Annotated in this window: 10 protein-coding genes; 7 read left to right on the top strand and 3 right to left on the bottom strand. The window is 71.3% G+C overall.

Features of this window, described 5'->3' with window-relative positions; all coding sequences use genetic code 11:
* Positions 1-328 precede the first annotated feature (328 nt).
* Both ACGFIV_RS28245 and ACGFIV_RS28240 read left to right on the top strand, forming a co-directional pair.
* Positions 329-3,151: a PQQ-dependent sugar dehydrogenase gene (locus ACGFIV_RS28245; protein ID WP_392838180.1), complete on the top strand. Its 2,823-nt coding sequence runs from the start codon at positions 329-331 to the stop codon at positions 3,149-3,151.
* Between the two features lie 86 nt (positions 3,152-3,237).
* Positions 3,238-5,334, top strand: coding sequence for a ThuA domain-containing protein (locus ACGFIV_RS28240; protein WP_392838179.1), 2,097 nt, complete (start codon positions 3,238-3,240; stop codon positions 5,332-5,334).
* A gap of 72 nt (positions 5,335-5,406) precedes the next feature.
* Here the strand turns inward: ACGFIV_RS28240 and ACGFIV_RS28235 are convergent, their stop codons facing one another.
* On the bottom strand, positions 5,407-6,783 hold the full coding sequence (locus tag ACGFIV_RS28235) for a pyridoxal-dependent decarboxylase (RefSeq protein ID WP_358559459.1): 1,377 nt from the start codon (positions 6,781-6,783) through the stop codon (positions 5,407-5,409).
* A 200-nt stretch (positions 6,784-6,983) separates the two neighbouring features.
* Here ACGFIV_RS28235 and ACGFIV_RS28230 point away from each other — a divergent pair, with 200 nt between their 5' ends.
* From ACGFIV_RS28230 to ACGFIV_RS28210, 5 genes are read left to right on the top strand one after another with little or no spacing between them, the layout of a single operon-like run.
* A complete protein-coding gene (locus ACGFIV_RS28230) occupies positions 6,984-7,475 on the top strand; it encodes a hypothetical protein (RefSeq protein ID WP_392838178.1) in 492 nt (163 codons plus the stop codon).
* Positions 7,475-8,866, top strand: coding sequence for a hypothetical protein (locus tag ACGFIV_RS28225; RefSeq protein WP_358559455.1), 1,392 nt, complete (start codon positions 7,475-7,477; stop codon positions 8,864-8,866). Before ACGFIV_RS28230 ends, ACGFIV_RS28225 begins: the two co-directional genes overlap by 1 nt.
* A complete protein-coding gene (locus tag ACGFIV_RS28220; RefSeq protein WP_358559453.1) occupies positions 8,863-10,164 on the top strand; it encodes a VWA domain-containing protein in 1,302 nt (433 codons plus the stop codon). Before ACGFIV_RS28225 ends, ACGFIV_RS28220 begins: the two co-directional genes overlap by 4 nt.
* Positions 10,165-10,174: 10 nt before the next feature.
* Positions 10,175-11,290, top strand: coding sequence for an AAA family ATPase (locus ACGFIV_RS28215; protein WP_392838177.1), 1,116 nt, complete (start codon positions 10,175-10,177; stop codon positions 11,288-11,290).
* Positions 11,287-14,073 (top strand): DUF5682 family protein, encoded by a 2,787-nt coding sequence (locus tag ACGFIV_RS28210; RefSeq protein WP_392838176.1) that lies wholly within the window; start codon positions 11,287-11,289, stop codon positions 14,071-14,073. The genes ACGFIV_RS28215 and ACGFIV_RS28210 overlap by 4 nt, the downstream gene beginning before the upstream one ends.
* Before the next feature lie 50 nt (positions 14,074-14,123).
* Here the strand turns inward: ACGFIV_RS28210 and ACGFIV_RS28205 are convergent, their stop codons facing one another.
* The gene (locus tag ACGFIV_RS28205; RefSeq protein WP_392838175.1) at positions 14,124-15,641 is read right to left on the bottom strand and encodes a hypothetical protein; all 1,518 of its coding nucleotides are present in this window, start codon (positions 15,639-15,641) and stop codon (positions 14,124-14,126) included.
* Positions 15,642-15,908: 267 nt separating this feature from the next.
* A complete protein-coding gene (locus ACGFIV_RS28200; protein WP_392838174.1) occupies positions 15,909-17,234 on the bottom strand; it encodes a serine hydrolase in 1,326 nt (441 codons plus the stop codon).
* Positions 17,235-17,338 lie beyond the last annotated feature (104 nt).

The raw sequence follows: 17,338 nt of genomic DNA, 5'->3' as shown, positions 1-17,338 counted from the left end.
GTCGCGGCACCCACGACAGTCTGAAACCTCAACCAAGCTTCATGTCAAGGGCGCCGGTCTCCACCAAGCCACCAGGGTACTTACGTTTTTCTCAACTAAAGTCATGAAATATCGGGCTAAAGACCTAGACGGGGGTGTGGAAAGAACTTAGAGTCACGGCGAAAGAGCTCCAGAGGATAGCGAACCGTAATTCTCCGGAAACAGCGCGGCGGTGCCTGCCGGCCCTCACCGACTCGGCGCGCGCCGTCCGCGGGCCCACGCCGTGCGTTCAGCCACGTCCACGCCGCCCCGCCTGGACGACACCCCCCGAGCACCGGAAAGGCTTCCTGTGCACCACAAAAGAAGACGGACACTGAGGGCCGCCCTGGCCGCCCTCCTGGCGACCGGCGGCGCGACGTTCGTCCTGGCCGCCGGCGCCACCCCCGCGAACGCCGTCGTCGTCAACCCTGCCGACTACCAGCAGGTCACCCTGGCCAAGGGCGTCGACGAGGTCGGCGAGCCGATGTCGCTGGCCGTGCTGCCCGACCGGTCGGTCGTCCACACCGCGCGTGACGGCACGCTGCGGCGCACCGACGCCGGGGGCACCACCACGGTGGTCGGCAAGCTGACGGTGTACAACCACGACGAGGAAGGCCTTCAGGGCGTGGGCGTGGACCCCGCCTTCGCGACCAACCGGCGCGTCTACCTCTACTACGCGCCCCCGCTGTCCACCCCGGCAGGCGACGCCCCCGCCACCGGCTCCGACTGGTCGGCCTGGCAGGGGGTCAACCGGCTCTCGCGGTTCACCCTCACCGCGGACTGGAAGATCCAGGCGGGCAGCGAGGTGAGGATCCTCGACGTGGCGGCCGACCGGGGCATCTGCTGCCACGTCGGCGGTGACATCGACTTCGACGCGGCGGGCAACCTGTACCTGAGCACGGGCGACGACTCCAACCCGTTCGACTCCAGCGGCTACGACCCCATCGACGAGCGCGCCGACCGCAACCCCTCCTACGACGCGCAGCGCACCTCGGCGAACACCAACGACCTGCGCGGCAAGGTGCTGCGGATCAAGGTGAACGACAACGGGACGTACTCGATCCCGGCCGGGAACATGTTCGCGCCCGGCACCGCGAACACCCGGCCCGAGATCTACGCGATGGGTTTCCGCAACCCGTTCCGGATGAGCGTCGACAAGGCCACCGGCGTCGTGTACCTCGGCGACTACGGCCCGGACGCGGGCGCGGCCAGCGCCTCCCGGGGCCCCGGGGGCCAGGTGGAGTTCAACCGCGTCACCGGCCCGGGCTTCTACGGCTGGCCTTACTGCACGGGTGACAACACCGTCGCCGAGACATACAACGAATACGATTTCGCCACCGGCGTCTCCGGCGCGAAGTTCAACTGCGCCGGCGGGGCGACGAACAACTCGTTCCGCAACACCGGCATGACCACCCTGCCCCCGGCGAAGCCCGCCTGGATCAAGTACGGCGGCGACTCCGGCTCGCCGCCGGAGTTCGGGGGCGGCTCCGAGTCCCCGATGGGCGGGCCGGTCTACCACTACGACGCCGCCCTGAACTCCGCCGTGAAGTTCCCCCAGTCCCTGGACGGGGTGTTCTTCGCCGGCGAGTTCGGCCGCGGCTGGATCAAGGCGATCGAGGTCGGGGCCAACGGCTCCCGTGGCGCCATCTCCAGCTTCCCCTTCACCGGCAAGCAGGTGATGGACACGGCGTTCGGCCCCGACGGCGCGCTGTACGTCCTCGACTACGGCACCGGCTACTTCGGCGGCGACGCCAACTCGGCCCTGTACCGCATCGAGTACATCGCCGGCGGCAACCGGGCGCCGACCGCGAAGGCGTCGGCCGACAGGACCTCGGGCCAGCCGCCGCTGACGGTGAACTTCTCCTCCGCCGGCTCCTCCGACCCCGAGGGAGGCGCCCTGACCTACGCGTGGGCCTTCGGCGACGGCGGAACCTCGACCGCGGCCAACCCCTCCCATGTCTACACGACCGCGGGCACCCGAACCGCCACGCTGACGGTCACCGACGCCCAGGGCGCGACCGGCACCGCGAGCGTGATCGTCACGGTGGGCAACACCGCCCCGAGCGTGACGTTCACCTCGCCGAAGAACGGCCAGCCGTTCACCTTCGGCGACACGGTCTCGTACGCGGTGACGGTCACCGACCCCGAGGACGGGGCGATCGACTGCTCCAAGGTCACGGTGACCTACCTGCTGGGCCATGACCAGCACGCCCACGCGATGACCTCGAAGACCGGCTGCACGGGCACGATCACGACCCAGGTGGACGGCGAGCACTCCACCGACGCCAACACCTTCGGCGTCCTCGCCGCCGACTACACCGACGCGGGCGGGCTGAAGGGCACGGCCCAGGCGACGTTGCAGCCGAAGCACCGCCAGGCCGAGCACTACGGCTCCTCGGCCGGCGTGACCCCGATCACCCACGCGGGCGCCGAGGGCGGCAAGACCGTCGGCAACATCGAGAACGGCGACTGGATCGCGTTCCAGCCCTACCTGCTGGAGGGCGCCACCTCGCTCACCGCGCGTGTCTCGTCGGCCGGCGCGGGCGGCACGCTGGAGGTGCGGGCCGGTTCCAGCACGGGCACCCTGCTCGGCTCCGCGACGGTGCCGGTGACCGGCGGCTGGGAGACGTTCCAGGACGTCACCGCGAGCCTGACGAACGGGCCGAGCGGCACCACCACGCTGTACCTGATGTTCAAGGGCGGCGCCGGTGCGCTGTTCGACGTCGACGCCTTCACCCTGGCCGCCTCGGCGTCCCGTACCGGCCCGGTCAAGGGGCTGGCCGGCAAGTGCCTGGACGTCGCCGCCGCCGCCACCGCCGACGGCACCCAGATCCAGCTCTACACCTGCAACGGCACCGGAGCACAATCCTGGACCGTCACCGGCCAGACACTCAAAGCACTCGGCAAATGCCTGGACGTCTCCGGCGCCGGCACCACCAACGGCACCAAAGTCCAACTATGGACCTGCAACGGCACCGCCGCACAGAACTGGGCACCCCAAAACGACGGCACCCTGCGCAACCCCAACTCCGGCAGATGCCTCGACGTCACCGGCAACAACCCCGCCGACGCCACCCCCGTCACCATCTGGGACTGCGGCACCGGCCCCAACCAGAAATGGACCCTGCCGTAAAGGCCGGGGTCTCCGGTGCGCGGCCCGGCCCGGACCGCGCACCGGAGACCCTCCCGCGCCCATCACCCCTCAAGAGGGAGCGCACGATGAGAGACCTCCTGCGCCGGGGCCTGACCCTGGCAGCGGCCGCCCTAGCGATCATCGCCGGTACCGGAACCGGCCAGGCGACGGCGGCCGACACCGCCTACAAGGTGCTCGTGTTCTCGAAGACGGCGGGGTTCCGGCACGACTCGATCCCCGCGGGCGTCCAGGCCATCCGTGACCTGGGCGCGGCGAACAACTTCACCGTCGACGCGACCGAGGACGGCGGCGCGTTCACCACCGCCAACCTGAACCAGTACGCGGCCGTCGTCTTCCTCAGCACCACCGGCGACGTGCTCGACGCCGCCCAGCAGAGCGCGTTCCAGTCCTACGTCGGCTCGGGCAAGGGCTTCGTGGGCGTCCACGCCGCCGCCGACACCGAGTACGACTGGCCGTTCTACGGCGACCTGGTCGGCGCGTGGTTCTCCTCGCACCCGGCCATCCAGCAGGCCACCGTCAAGGCCGAGGACCGGGCGCACGCGGCGACCGCGCACCTCGGCCAGACCTGGACGCGCACCGACGAGTGGTACAACTACCGGACCAACCCGCGCTCCGGCGCGCACGTGCTCGCCACCCTCGACGAGTCGTCCTACTCCGGCGGCACGATGGGCGGCGACCATCCCATCACCTGGTGCAAGTCCTACGGCGGAGGACGGTCGTTCTACACCGGCGGCGGGCACACCGCCGAGTCGTACGCGGAGAGCGCCTTCAGGGCGCAGCTCCTCGGCGGCATCCGGTACGCGGCCGGCAAGACCAAGGCGGACTGCCGGCCGGAGACCGGGTACACCAACCTGTACGACGGGTCGACGACCGGCTGGTCGCAGGCCGGCCCCGGCGGGTTCACCAACGCGGGAGCCACCCTGTCCTCCTTCGGCGGCCTCGGCATGCTGTGGTACTCGGCAAAGGAGTTCCACTCCTACTCGCTCAAGCTCGACTGGAAGCTGGCCGGCGACGACAACTCGGGGGTGTTCATCGGCTTCCCCGCCAGCACCGACCCCTGGTCGGCGGTCGACAACGGCTACGAGATCCAGATCGACGCCACCGACACCGCCGACCACACCACCGGATCCGTCTACGGGTTCAAGTCCGCCGACCTCGCCGCCCGTGACGCCGCCCTGAACCCGCCGGGAGAGTGGAACACCTACGAGCTGCTGGTCGAGGGCGAGCGCGTCCAGGTGCTCCTCAACGGCGTCAAGATCAACGACTTCACCAACACCGACCCGGCGCGCAGCCTCCAGCAGGGCTACATCGGCATCCAGAACCACGGGGACGGCGACGACGCCGCGTTCCGCCACATCCGGATCAAGGAACTCGGCGCGACGGGTGACAGGACCATCGAGGCGGAGTCCTACAGCGGGGTGAGCGGCGCCTCGCCGTTCGACAAGGCCGGCGCGCACGGCGGCAAGACGCTCGGCTACATCGATCCGGGCGACTGGTCGTCGTACGCGGGCGTCGACCTGACCGGCGTGACCAAGATCAAGGCGAGGGTCGTCTCCGGCGGTCCGGGCGGCGCGATCCAGGTCAGGACCGGCTCGGCCACCGGCCCGGTCCTCGGCACGGTGAACGTGCCGAACACCGGCGGCTGGGAGACCTTCGCCGACGTCCAAGCCGATCTGGCCGGTGTTCCCTCGGGCGCGCAGACGCTCTTCCTGACCTACACCGGCACAGGAACCGGCCTGTTCGACCTGGACGACTTCACCCTCGTCAAGGGCGCCCCGGCGTCCCGTACCGACCCGATCAAGGGGCTGGCCGGCAAGTGCCTGGACGTCGCCGCCGCCACCACCGCCGACGGCACCCAGATCCAGCTCTACACCTGCAACGGCACCGGAGCACAATCCTGGACCGTCACCGGCCAGACGCTCAAAGCACTCGGCAAATGCCTGGACGTCTCCGGCGCCGGCACCACCAACGGCACCAAAGTCCAACTATGGACCTGCAACGGCACCGCCGCACAGAACTGGGCACCCCAAAACGACGGCACCCTGCGCAACCCCAACTCCGGCAGATGCCTCGACGTCACCGGCAACAACCCCGCCGACGCCACCCCCGTCACGATCTGGGACTGCGGCACCGGCCCCAACCAGAAATGGACCCTGCCGTAAAGGCCGGGTGACCGCCGGGACCAGCGGGGCCGGAACCCTCGATCCGGCCCCGCTGACGGGCGTTCCGCGTGGTCACGTGATGCGTTCCAGGAGTTCCGCCACCCTGTCGACGTCGGGTTCCGTGGTGCGCCAGCCGCTGAAGGCGGCGCGCAGGGCGGGCACGCCGTCGTACACGGTGGTGGTGAGGAACGCCTCGCCGGATTCGGTGATCGCCTGGGCCACCTGGCCGATGCGTTCGGGGGCGTCGGCGAGGGTGAAGCAGACGACGTTGAGCCTGACGGGCGCGAGCAGCCGGTAGGCGGGCATCGCGGCGATCCGCTCGCCGAGCCGGGCGGCCAGGGCGATGTCGCGCCGGACGATCTCCGCGTGGCCCTCGCGGCCGTACGCGGCCAGGGTGAACCAGGCGGCCAGCGCGCGCAGCCGCCGGGAGTTCTCCGGGGTCAGGTGCAGAAAGTCCGGGTCCTCCCCCAGTGGGCCGAGGTAGGCGGCGGAGTTCCGGAAGACCCTCGTCTGCAGGTCGCGGCGGCGGGTGAACTGCACGGCGCTGTCGTAGGGGACGTTCAGCCATTTGTGCAGGTCCACGCAGACCGAGTCGGCTTCGGCGATCCCGTCGACCAGGTGCGCGTGGTCGTCGGACAGGGCGGCGAACCCGCCGAAGGCGGCGTCCACGTGCAGCCAGAAGCGGTGGCGGTCGCGCAGGGCGGCGATCGCCCGCAGGTCGTCGAAGTCGACCGTGTTCACCGTCCCCGCGTTGGCCACCACGATCGCGGGCTCGCCCCCCAACTCCTCCAGCGCCTCGGCCAGCCGGGCCACGTCGACGGCCTCCCTCCCGGGCAGGACGTCCACCGGCCGGAGAGCCGAACGGCCGAGGCCGAGCATGGACAGCGCCTTGGAGACGCTGGAGTGCGCGGTTCCAGACAGGACGCGCACCGGCCCGAGCGCCGCCGCGCCCTGCTCGGCGACCGAGATGCCACGCTGCTCGCCCAGCCACTCCCGGGCGATCGCCAGCCCTGCGAAGTTGGACATCGTCGCACCGCTGACGAAGGCGCCCTGGTGTTCGGGGTGGAGCCCGAACAGCTCGCGGAGCCAGCCGACCGTCTCCCGTTCCAGGTCGGCCGCGCAGGAGTCGACGCGGGAGGTGGGGTTCTGGTCCAGGACGCCGGTCAGCCAGTCGCCCACCAGCGCCGCGGGCGTGGTGCCCCCGGTGACGAAGCCCAGGTAGCGGGGCCCTGCGCTGGCGGCGAAACCGGGCTCCCATCGAAGGGCGAACGCCTCCATGGCGCCCTGGGCACCCGCTCCGGTGCCCGGCAGTGAGAGCGGCTCGTGCCCGGCGGACGGACGCGCGACCGGCCGTGCGGTCACGCCCGCGAGGAGTCGCGCGGCGTAGGCGCTGGTCGCTTCGAGCAGTTCCGCGGTGCGGGCGAGATCATCACCGAGTCGGGGGTACATGCGGAAATCCTATGAGACAGGGCGACCAGAACGTCTTGGATGGAAACCCGGCCATCCTCGATCGGCCGGCCGGCCGATCGAGGAGCGCGGCGGACTGTCGGTGGCGTGGGGTAGTTTCCTTGATCATTGATCGGCCGTTCGCGTAGACACCGACGTTTCGGTTGGCGTCCGCGAGCCGTTCAGGCTGGAGGTCGAGGGTCGTGGTCGCGGAAAGAGCCGCGTGGGAGCAGTGCAGTGTGGTGCGGGTGGTCCCGCCCGTCGAGCCGCGCAAGCTGGCGAAGGTTCCCTTCGTCGAGCTGGCCGACGGGCGGTTGCAGGGGGTCGTGTCGAGCGGGTCCGACGTCGCGCGGGTCTATGTCTCGTCGATCACCGCCGGCACCCACACCTACGACTGCAGCACCAACAACAACCGGCCGTGCGGGGCGTTGCACGGCTCGCCGTGCAAGCATCTCCACGCGCTCGCCGGCGAGGCCGTGCTGCAGTACGGCCTCGACCGGGTGGCCCGCTACCTGCGGGTCGAGGTCCCCGAGGGCGGCCGTCTGATGAGCTGCTTGAACGGCGCGCCTGAGCGCACCCCGGCGGCGGTGGTGTTCAGCCGCTTCCTGCGGCACCTTGCCTACCTGGAGGTGCCCGACAGCACCGATCCCCTGGCCGAGCTGCACTGGTTCCCGGCCATGGGAGCCGTGCGTTGATGCTCGGCATGCGGCTTGGCGAGCTGCTCGACGGCGCTCCGGCAGGGGTCGACGAGGCGCTCGATCTGGTGGCCGGCTTCGACGACGCCCTCGTGCACGGGTTCGCCCGGCTCGGCGAGGAGCGGGCCGCGGCGCTGGCGGCCCTGGCCGGCGCGATGGCGGCCACCCCGCTCGGTGAGCGCCTGGGCGAGGCGGCCGAGAAGGTGATCGCCGGGTCGGTCTCCGACGAGCACCTGGCGGCGCTGGCGGGTGGGCGGTCCGCGTTGTTCGGCGCCGTGCACGACGCCCTGCTCGCTCGCCTCGACGCCGCGCTGGGGCGGTCGCGGGCGGCGTGGGAGGCTCCGGCGGCGGCGCCTGAGGAGGTGGCGGGCAATCTGCTCGCCGGGTGCCGGGGCTGGCTGCGCGAGCTGGCCATCGCCGGATGGCGGGGCGTCGACCACGATCTGGTCTCCGCCGCCGACCGGACGCTCGACGCGTCGCAGGCGATACCGGAGCTGCGGGGGCTTTCGGTGCTGCTCGACGGGCTGGCGGCCGAGCTGCGCGCGTCGTGCCCGGTCGCGACGATGGAACGGCTGCCCGTCCGGCGGTGGGCCGATCTGTGGGCACGCGGTGTGCTGCTGTCGCGGGCCGGCGCGTGGAACGGCGGGGCCGAGCCGGTGTCGGGACGGCTGCTGATCCTCGGGACCGACGTGCACGAGCACAGCACGGTGGTGCGCGCGCAGGTCCACGGCATCCTCGAATCCAGCGGCGGCTCGCCGTCCCGGCTGGTGCGGCTGAGCGTGGCCGCGGCGAAGGTCGACACGATCACCGGCCCAGCGGTGTGGCGGCTGATGAGCGGGTTTCCGGTGCTGCTGGCGGCCCTGGCCGAACATCGCAGTCTGGAGATCACCGACATGCCGCTGCTGGCCGGAGGCGACCTGGTCTGGCAGGAGGAGCGTGCCCGCGCGGGCGAGGTGGCCGATCCGTTCGCGACCGCGCGGGTCATGCTCGGCGAGGCGCTCGCGCCCGCGGTGCCGCCCCTCGACCGCCATCCGGTACGCGTCGCCGAGCCCGTGCTGGTGGAGGGGTACACGACCACCGACGGCCGCGCGTTCGAGCTGGGCGGCAACACGCTCGCCGTGGACGTCGACCGCTTACCGGCCTGCGGCCCGCTCACCCCCGAACTGGTGGCCGCGTCGTCGTCGTGCGTCGGCCTGATGCGCTGGGACGGCGGGCGGTGGCTGCTGCGGCCGCTGGCGGTGGTGGCGACGGTCAAGCGCAAGCCGGTCGCCGCGCACAACGGCGACTGGGCGATGGGGCCCACCGATCCCAAGGTCGTCAAGGCCGAGGCCAGGGCCGGTGACGTGGTCGCCGTGCTGCGCGAGCGGGCAGGACGGCTGCTGAGGCGATGAGCGAATCTCCGATCGGCGCCGGCGAGAACCGGCGCCAGGTGCTCTACTGGCGCCTGCTGTCACGGCTGTTCGACACCGACGAGCAGCCCACGCTGGAGGCGGCGAGCGTGGACATCGTCGACGACTTAGGGCTGCCGCCCGCGCTGCTCGACCCCGGGGTGTCGGTGGACACCCTGGTGCAGCGTTTCCCCGAGCTGGACGCCGAGTTGCGCGACCTGCTGGTGGAGCAGGAGCACTCAGGCGGGGGCGAGGTGCGTCGTGCGGCCCTGGTCTCGAAGCTGCTGGTCAACGTGTTCGCGACGGGCACCGGCAGCGTCACCGCGGGCGAGCTGGCGGGCTGGCAGCAGGACGCGGGCTGGTTCGAGCGCGCGATGGGGTGCGAGCCGGGAGGGCTTCGCTCGCGTCCCGGCGAGGAGGAGCTGGCCGCGGTCCTGGCGGAGCTGGAGGGCGGGCTCGTCAAGCGCATGCGCCTGCGGGAGGTGCTGGCCGACCCCAACCTGGCCAGGAAGCTCACGCCGAGCATGTCGCTCATCGAGCAGCTTCTGCGTGACAAGTCCAACCTGTCGGGGGTCGCGCTGGCCAATGCCAAGGCGCTGATCCGCAGGTTCGTCGACGAGGTGGCCGAGGTGCTGCGCACGCAGGTCGAGAAGACCAGCGTGGGCGTCATCGACAGGTCGGTGCCGCCGAAGCGGGTCTTCCGCAACCTCGACATCGAACGCACCATCTGGAAGAACCTCACCAACTGGAGCCCGGAGGACCAGCGGCTGTACGTCGACCGGCTGTACTACCGGCAGACCGCACGCCGCACCACCCCCGCCCGGCTGATCGTGGTCGTCGACCAGTCGGGGTCGATGGTGGACGCGATGGTCAACTGCACCATCCTCGCGTCGATCTTCGCGGGGCTGCCCAAGGTCGACGTGCACCTGATCGCCTACGACACCAGGGCGCTCGACCTGACCCCGTGGGTGCACGACCCGTTCGAGGTGCTGCTGCGCACGACGCTCGGGGGCGGCACCGACGGCACCGCCGCGATGGCCCTGGCCCGGCCGAAGATCGCCGATCCGCGCGACACGGTGATGGTGTGGATCTCCGACTTCTACGACAACCGCGCGCTGATCAGCGACTTCGAGGCGGTGCACCGCTCGGGGGTGAAGTTCATCCCCGTGGGCTCGGTGAACAGCTCGGGGTCCCAGAGCGTGGACCCGTGGTACCGCCAGAAGCTCAAGGACCTGGGCACTCCGGTGATCTCAGGCCATATCCGCAAGCTCGTGTTCGAGCTCAAGAACTTCCTTACCTAGGAGACCGCGAATGACCGATGACATGCTGCGTGCCCCCGCCGAGGTGAAGTACGCCGAAGAGCTCGACTGGCTGGAGTCCGTCGACGACGGCCCCAAGCCGTTCTCGTGGCGGCTCAGCCCCCGCATGGTGCGGCTGTTCGTGCTCGGCTCCGAACGCTCCGACGGGCTCGACCGCGAGATCCCGCAGAAGTGGTTCGGCGACCGCAGCTTCGTCGAGCGCAGCATCGTGACCCTGGCGTCCGACCGGGGCCTGCTGCTGATCGGCGACCCGGGCACCGGCAAGAGCTGGCTCGCCGAGCTGCTCTCCGCCGCGATCTGCCGCAACTCCACCCTGGTCGTCCAGGGCACGGCCGGCACAACCGAGGACCACATCAAGTACTCGTGGAACGTCTCCATGGTGATCGCCAAGGGCCAGTCCCGGGAGTCGATGATCCCCTCGCCCATCATGACGGCGATGGAGCGGGGCGTGATCGGCCGCTTCGAGGAGCTGACCCGCTCCACCAGCGACGTCCAGGACGCCCTGATCTCCATTCTCTCCGAGAAGTACGTGTCCATCCCCGAGCTCGACAGCGACAACATCGTCTTCGCCCAGCCCGGATTCTCGATCATCGCCACGGCCAACAGCCGCGACCGGGGCGTCAACGACCTCTCGTCGGCACTGAAGCGACGGTTCAACTTCGTCCGGATCCCGGTCGTGACGAGCAGGCGCAGCGAGGCTGAGATCGTCCGCTTCCGCACCGTGGAGCTGCTGCGCCGGCACCGCATCGAGCTGGAGCTGCCGCCCACGCTGCTCGACATCCTGCTACAGAGCTTCGCCGACCTGCGCGCCGCCGCCGCGTCGGCCACCAGCGACGACGAGAAGCTCGAGTCCGCGCTGTCGACGGCCGAGCAGATCGGCGTGCTGGAGGACGCCATCCTGCACAGCAACTTCTTCGGCGACCGCACCCTTCGGGCCGAGACGCTCGCGGGCTCGCTGGTCGGCTCGCTGGCCCGGCGCACCCCCGAGGACCTGGCCATCCTGAACAAGTACTGGCACGGCGTCGTCGAACCCCGCAGCAAGAACGACGGCGGCCTGTGGCCGGAGTTCCTCGAGGGCGGCCGCCAGGCCATCGCCACGCTGTCATGAGCGCTGGCATGGGCCCCTTCGGCGCGCTTCGCGGGCAGCTGGTCGACGCCGCCACCGCGTTCGCCGGCGCTCCCGACGCCCTGGCGGGCATCCTGGCAGGCCTGGTGGACGACGTCGACCGCGCGCTGCGCGAGGAGCTTGAGATCTTCCCGGTGTGCCACCACTCACCGGCCTCGGCGCTGGCCATGGTGCGCCGCCTGCGGGAGAAGCAACCCAAGGTCGTCTACCTGGAGCTCTGTGAGGACCTGCGGCCGCTGCTGACCGAACTGCGCAACTGCCGCCTCCCCGTGGCGTTGCAGGCGTTCGCGACCGACCTCGACGGCTTCCCGCCGGCCTGGGGTCCACTCAGCGTGGTGGCCCCCATCACCGAGGCGTCGGCCGAGTACCAGGCCATCTCCTACGCGCTCGAAACGCCCGGCGTCGAGCTGGTGCTGGTGGACCGCTCGTCGGACCACGTCTTCCAGTGGGCGCCCAAGGAGGAGCCGGAGGCGGCGGGGCACGGGGACGACGCCGCGCTGCACGGCGACGCCGTGGGCATCGAGATCGGCGACCTGCGCCCCCGCTTCGCCGAGCTCGAGGAGCACCTGATGCGCCACGGCAAGGTGAGGCACTGGTCTGAGTGGTGGGACCAGTACGTGGAGCAGCCCCTGGCCGGCGCGGACTACGACACCTACCGGCAGGTCATGGTGCTCGTCGGCAGCCTGTTCCGGCGGCTTGGCCCCGGCGGCGACCGGCTGGCCAGGGACGAGGACCGCGAGCGCTACATGTGGACCCGGATGCGCGAGCACCTGGCCGCGTCGGGCGCCGATCCGGCGCAGTGCCTGTACGTGTGCGGCGCGTTCCACGCCGCAAGCCGGGTCGAGCAGTTCGGCCTTTCCGCCGAGGCGCCGGACTTCGACATCAGCCCGCGCACGGCCACGCGCTGGCTGTACGGGCTCATCCCCTCCAGCCACTCGGCCATCGAGGCCCAGTTCGGGCTGGCCTCCGGCTCGGTGTCGATCGCCGCGGCGACCTGGGCCAAGGCCGCGGCGCGCGGCGGCCACACCCCCTTCCAGCTCGCGGGCCAGAAGGGCGCCCGCAAGCGGTCGGCGCGCGCCCGGCAAGCGGTGCCCGTCCCCCGGGCCCCGGTCACCGATCAGCTTTCCGGCTTCCTGTCGAGGCCGCCCGCCCTGGACGACCTCGACGAGACCGAGCTGCTCGGCTGGTGTGTCGACATCGTCAGGCTGGCCCGCCGCAACGGGTATCTGGCCGGCACGGCGGACGCCATCGCCGTGTTCGAGACCTCGATCCTGCTCGCGGGGCTGCGCAACAGGGCGAGGCCCACGCCGTACGACTTCCAGGACGCGGCCGTCACGTGCATCGAGAAGGACGTGGTGCCCGGCCGCCGCGACGTGCGCCGCCTGTGCGAGATCCTCCTCGGCGGCGACCGGGTCGGCGAGGTCGGCTACGACGCCCTGCCGCCGCTGGCCCGCGACGTGTTCGACCGGCTGAAGCCGCTGGGGCTCGACCTGGAGAAGCGCACGATCCAGCGGGCGCTGCTGGACCTCGGCGCGGACCCCGGGCTGGTGGCCTGCTCCGACCTTCTGTGGATGCTGCGCTACCTGCTGCCGCGGGAGGCGGTCCGGCCCATCATGGGCGAGCGCAGGCTGGGCGAGCGGTCGATCCAGGAGAGCTGGGACCTGTCGTTCGGCCGCTACCAGCGCTCCATCATCGAGCTCGGCTACGAGGGCGTCACCATCGAGCAGGTGCTGGAGCGGCGGCTCCGCCGTACCGTGTGGCAGCCGGACGCCACGGCGGCCGTCGCCCTCGCGGCGGTCGAGGACGCCGTGCTCTACCTCGGCGGCGGACGGTTGGCCGACCAGCTCGGGGCGCGGGCCGTCGAGCTGCTGGCGGCCGAGCGCACCGTGGACGACGCGCCGGAGGTGCTGCGCCGGATCCGGCGGCTGCTCGCCCACTACCGCGCCACCGAGCCGGCACTTCCCACCTGGTGCGAGGCGTTCGTCAGCGGCGGGTACGCGCACTACTGCACCCTGCTGCCGACCGCCTTCGTGGACGAGGACACCGGCATCCGGCAGGTGGGCGCCATGCTCGGCTTCCTGTTCGGCATGGAGAGCCTCGCGCTAACGCTGGGATGCGACCGCGCGCAGCTGCAGCTCGCCGTGAGGCAGTCCCATCCCGAGGCGCCCGCCAAGGTGGCGCTGCTGTGGGCCGCCCAGTGCCGGCTCGGCCTGCTGCCGCCGGCCGAGTTGCGGTCGCGGTGCGACGAGCTGCTGGCCAACCCCCTCGTGCTCCCGTCGTTCCCCCTGTACATCACGGGATTCGTGCAGGCCATGGAGCCCGCGCCTGCGCTCTCGGGCTTCGTGGTGGAGGTGATCTCCAAGGCCTTCGGGCGGCTGCCCGACGCCGTCCTGCTGCCGTGGCTGCCCAGGCTGATCACGATGCTCAGCGACCAGGCGGGCGAGCTGATGCCGATGCTCGTACGCGAGGCGGGCCGCACGTTCCCGGGCAGCCTGGCCTCGGTGGACGCGTGGGTGCCTCCATGGAGCGCGGAGGGGACGCGGCCGGCGACCGAAACCGCGCCGCGTCCGGCCCCGGTGTCCGCGGGGCCGGTGTCCGAGCTGCTGGTGGGGCATCCCACGGCGTGCGACGCGGTGGCGGAGCTCCTCGGGTGCGACGCGGGGTGGCGGGATCCCGTGGCCTGCGCGTCCGATCACCGGGAGGTGAGCGCGCTGCTGGCCGGGCACCCCGAGCCCGCCCTCGCCGTGGCGGGCCTGCTCGCCTGATCCGGCCTGAGTCCACGCCGGGGGTCCGGCAGCACGGCCACCGGCCCATGTCAGCCGTCGTAGCGGTCTTCGAAGCGGGTGAAGGCCGCCTCCTGGTTCCATTCGGCCCTCGCCTTGGGGCTGGCCTTCAGCAGAGCCTTGCACGCGGCCGGAGGCGTGGCGCCACCGAGCGGCGTTCCCGCGCACTCCGGCACGGGAACGTAGTCGTCGGGCGCACGCCAGAGGCCTCGGCCCTGGAGGAAGCCGTGGTCGAGCGCGGCTCTGGCCATGGTCTTCACATCGGCGTAGCGCAGCCCGTAGGACGTGATCGCCCGCTCGTACTCCCCGCTCAGGTCGGTGTGCTCGATGCCCGCGTCGTCGGTGACGAGCGTGACCGGCACTCCCGCCTTACGGTAGGCCACGAACGGATGCCGGTCGCCGCATACCTTGAGGATCTGGCAGTTGCTGGTGAGGGCGATCTCGACGAGCACGTGCTTGCCCGCCATCTCGGCCAGCAGGCCGGCCGACCCGTCCTCGCCGGCGATGTCGACACCGTGCCCGATGCGCTCGGCCTTGCCCGTGCGTACGGCCTCGCCGATGTGGAACCGCAGGTCCCCGGCCGGAGCGATGCCGGGGGCGAGCTCGCCCGCGTGCAGGGAGATGTGGGCCTTGGAGTAGAGGCCCCGCAGGTAGCCGAGCATGCGCATGTGCAACCGGTAGTCGCGCAGCGCGACCTTGTCGTCCTCCGGTGCGACCAGGTTCAGACCGGCGTAGCGCTCGTCGGCCTCGGCCAGCTCGAACGCGAGCAGCATCTGGGCGAAGACGACCTCGGGAGCGCTCGTGCGGGTGACCTGGAGGACGAAACGCACCGGCAACTCACAGCCCGGGTCTGCGCCGTTCTTGCCACAGCCGAGGGTGGCTCGCATCTCCTTCAGGTCCGCGTCCGCGTCCGCGCGCGCCGCCTTGACGATCGCGGCCATCGCGCCGCCGGCCAGCAGCCGGTCGCGCAGCCGCGCCGGATCCGGGTCGTACCCGACCTTCTTGGCGAGTTCCCCGATCGCCCCCGACTGGCGGGACAGCATGGCCTCCACGGCGAACTCGTTCTCGGCCGCCGCCCGGGATGCGACGACGGCGAGCATCTCGCCCTTGTGGGCGGCCGCGGCGCCGAACTTGCCGAACGTCGCGAAGAAGTGGTCGTGGCCCGACTCGGCGCCCGGAGTGAAGCCCTGCATCGACCACGCCCGCACGACGTCGTCGCCGAAGGAGCCGTCCGTGGCCGCGTCACGGGCCGGTCGCTGCCCGGCGTGGCACGGCGGAGCCGAGGCGACGAAGGACGTGGTGTCGACGCACAGTCCGTCGCGCATGGCCGAGCCGAGAAGGCCCCTGGTCGGCACGCTGCCCGACAGATGCGCGTGGATGTCGGCGCCCTTCGGCAAATCCAGGGTGAACTCGCGGAGCCTGCCCGGCTCGTCGCGGATCCCGTCCAGGTACGCCTCGACCCTCGCGGCCGCGTCCCCGGCGGCCATCCCTCGCGCGGGTGCCGCCGCCATTCCTGTGGTGATCGTGACCGTGGCCACGATCGTGGCCAAGAGTCTGCTTCGTCGGCTCTGAATCATGCGCGCCAGCCAAGCAGGATGATCGTCGACGTTCCCGCGACCTGGTCACTCCTTTCCCTTGGGCCAGCCCCGATTTGGAGCGGGCACCGGATGGCGGCCACCTGCCCTCACGTACGTGACCGTCCGCCTCACGAAGATCCGGTGAGGCCCCGACCAGGCTCGATCACCGTGTGCGCGGGGTGGCGCGGAGTGCTCGCGTCTCGTCGAAACGCTTCCCCAGGTCCTCGGACGTCCCGGCTCTCAGGCGATCTTTGGTGTGGCGCGCACGCCGAGGTGGATGTACGGGGAGCCGTCGGCGAGCTCGTAGAAGACGGCCGACAGCCACTGCGGCTCGCCCTCCGGGCGGCCGGCGAAGGTGGTGTCGTCCACCGGGACGAGGTCGAAGGCCAGATCCGGCTGAAGCCCGGCCAGCGCGCCGGTGGCCTCGGCGAACAGCGCGAGCCTGCCGTCGCGGACCGTGAGCGTCATCCGGGTGCCCGCCCGCTCGTACACGCCGGCGTAACGCTCGACGTCGGTCTCGAACGGCTCCGCCGGGGGGCCGAGGACGGGGGGCACGGCCAGGCCGAGCAGGTCGTCGAAGAGCTCGGTGGCCAGAGCCTGCTGGAACGCCGCGGTGTGCCCGCCGTTGGCCAGCAGGCAGACCACCGTCTCGCTGCCGGGGACCATCCAGAGCATGGCGGCCTGGCCGATGGTGTTGCCGCCGTGGGAGACGATCAGCCGGCCCTCCCACTCGTTCAGGATCCAGCCGATGCCCCACTGCTTCCCGATCGTATGGGGGTTGGGGACGTCCACCTGCGGCTCCCACATCGCCCGGGGGTCCGTGAGCAGCCCGGTGCCCAGGTGCGCGCGGGCGAACGCCACGACGTCGGCGGGCCTGGCGCAGATCAAACCGGCCGGGCCACCGGAGCGCATCAGGCCCCAGACGGGGGCGGGCCGGCCGTCCATGTGGCCCATGGCGGAACGGAAGCGCAGGACGTCCTCCGGCAGGGTCCAGGTGTGGGTGAGGCCGAGCGGCTCGATGATCTGCTCGCGCAGCGCGGCGTCCCACACCTTGCCGGTGAGGCGCTCGACGACGCGCCCGGCGATGACGAACCCGGAGTTGCAGTACGACTGGGTGACGCCGAGGGGGTGGTTCTGCGGCAGGTCGGCGCACGCCCGCACGTACTTCTCCACGCAGTCGTCGCCCCGGCCGGTGTCGAGGAACAGGTCTCCGTCGATGCCTGAGGTGTGCGTGAGCAGGTGCCTGATCGTGACGGTCTTGGTCACCTCCGGGTCGGCGACGGCGAACTCCGGCAGGACCTCGGCGACCGGGGTGTCGAGCGTCAGCTCGCCCCGTTCGACGAGGAGCATGATCTGCGTGGCGGTCCACACCTTGGTGATCGAGCCGATCTGGAAGAGGGAGTCGGTGGTCACCTCCACCCCGGTGTCCACGTTCAGCACTCCCGCGGCGAATTCGTGCACCTCCCCCTCGTGCAGGAAGGCCAGGCTCGCGCCGGGCACCTCGTACTCGGCGATCAGCCCTTCGAGACGGGCGTGCCAACGACGGGGTTCCACTGCTTCAGCCACTCGGCGATCCTTTCGTTGCAGTCCACCCGATGGGACGGGCGGCCGTTGAGGATGAACAGGGAGCTCGGGTACCTCGCCCGGACACATGTGAGCGTGTGGGGCCG

The organism is Sphaerisporangium sp. NPDC049003, from assembly GCF_043197795.1.
Classification (GTDB): Bacteria; Actinomycetota; Actinomycetes; order Streptosporangiales; family Streptosporangiaceae; genus Sphaerisporangium.
The sequence above is the reverse complement of the archived record's forward strand: the minus strand, read 5'-3'. Positions and strand labels throughout refer to the sequence as shown.

Bases quoted from the DNA above. Each gene is read 5' to 3' on its own strand.
- ACGFIV_RS28235 (WP_358559459.1), bottom strand. From the start codon at position 6,783: ATGTACCCCCGACTCGGTGATGATCTCGCCCGCACCGCGGAACTGCTC.
- ACGFIV_RS28225 (WP_358559455.1), top strand. From the start codon at position 7,475: ATGCTCGGCATGCGGCTTGGCGAGCTGCTCGACGGCGCTCCGGCAGGG.
- ACGFIV_RS28240 (WP_392838179.1), top strand. From the start codon at position 3,238: ATGAGAGACCTCCTGCGCCGGGGCCTGACCCTGGCAGCGGCCGCCCTA.
- ACGFIV_RS28210 (WP_392838176.1), top strand. From the start codon at position 11,287: ATGAGCGCTGGCATGGGCCCCTTCGGCGCGCTTCGCGGGCAGCTGGTC.
- ACGFIV_RS28220 (WP_358559453.1), top strand. From the start codon at position 8,863: ATGAGCGAATCTCCGATCGGCGCCGGCGAGAACCGGCGCCAGGTGCTC.
- ACGFIV_RS28215 (WP_392838177.1), top strand. From the start codon at position 10,175: ATGACCGATGACATGCTGCGTGCCCCCGCCGAGGTGAAGTACGCCGAA.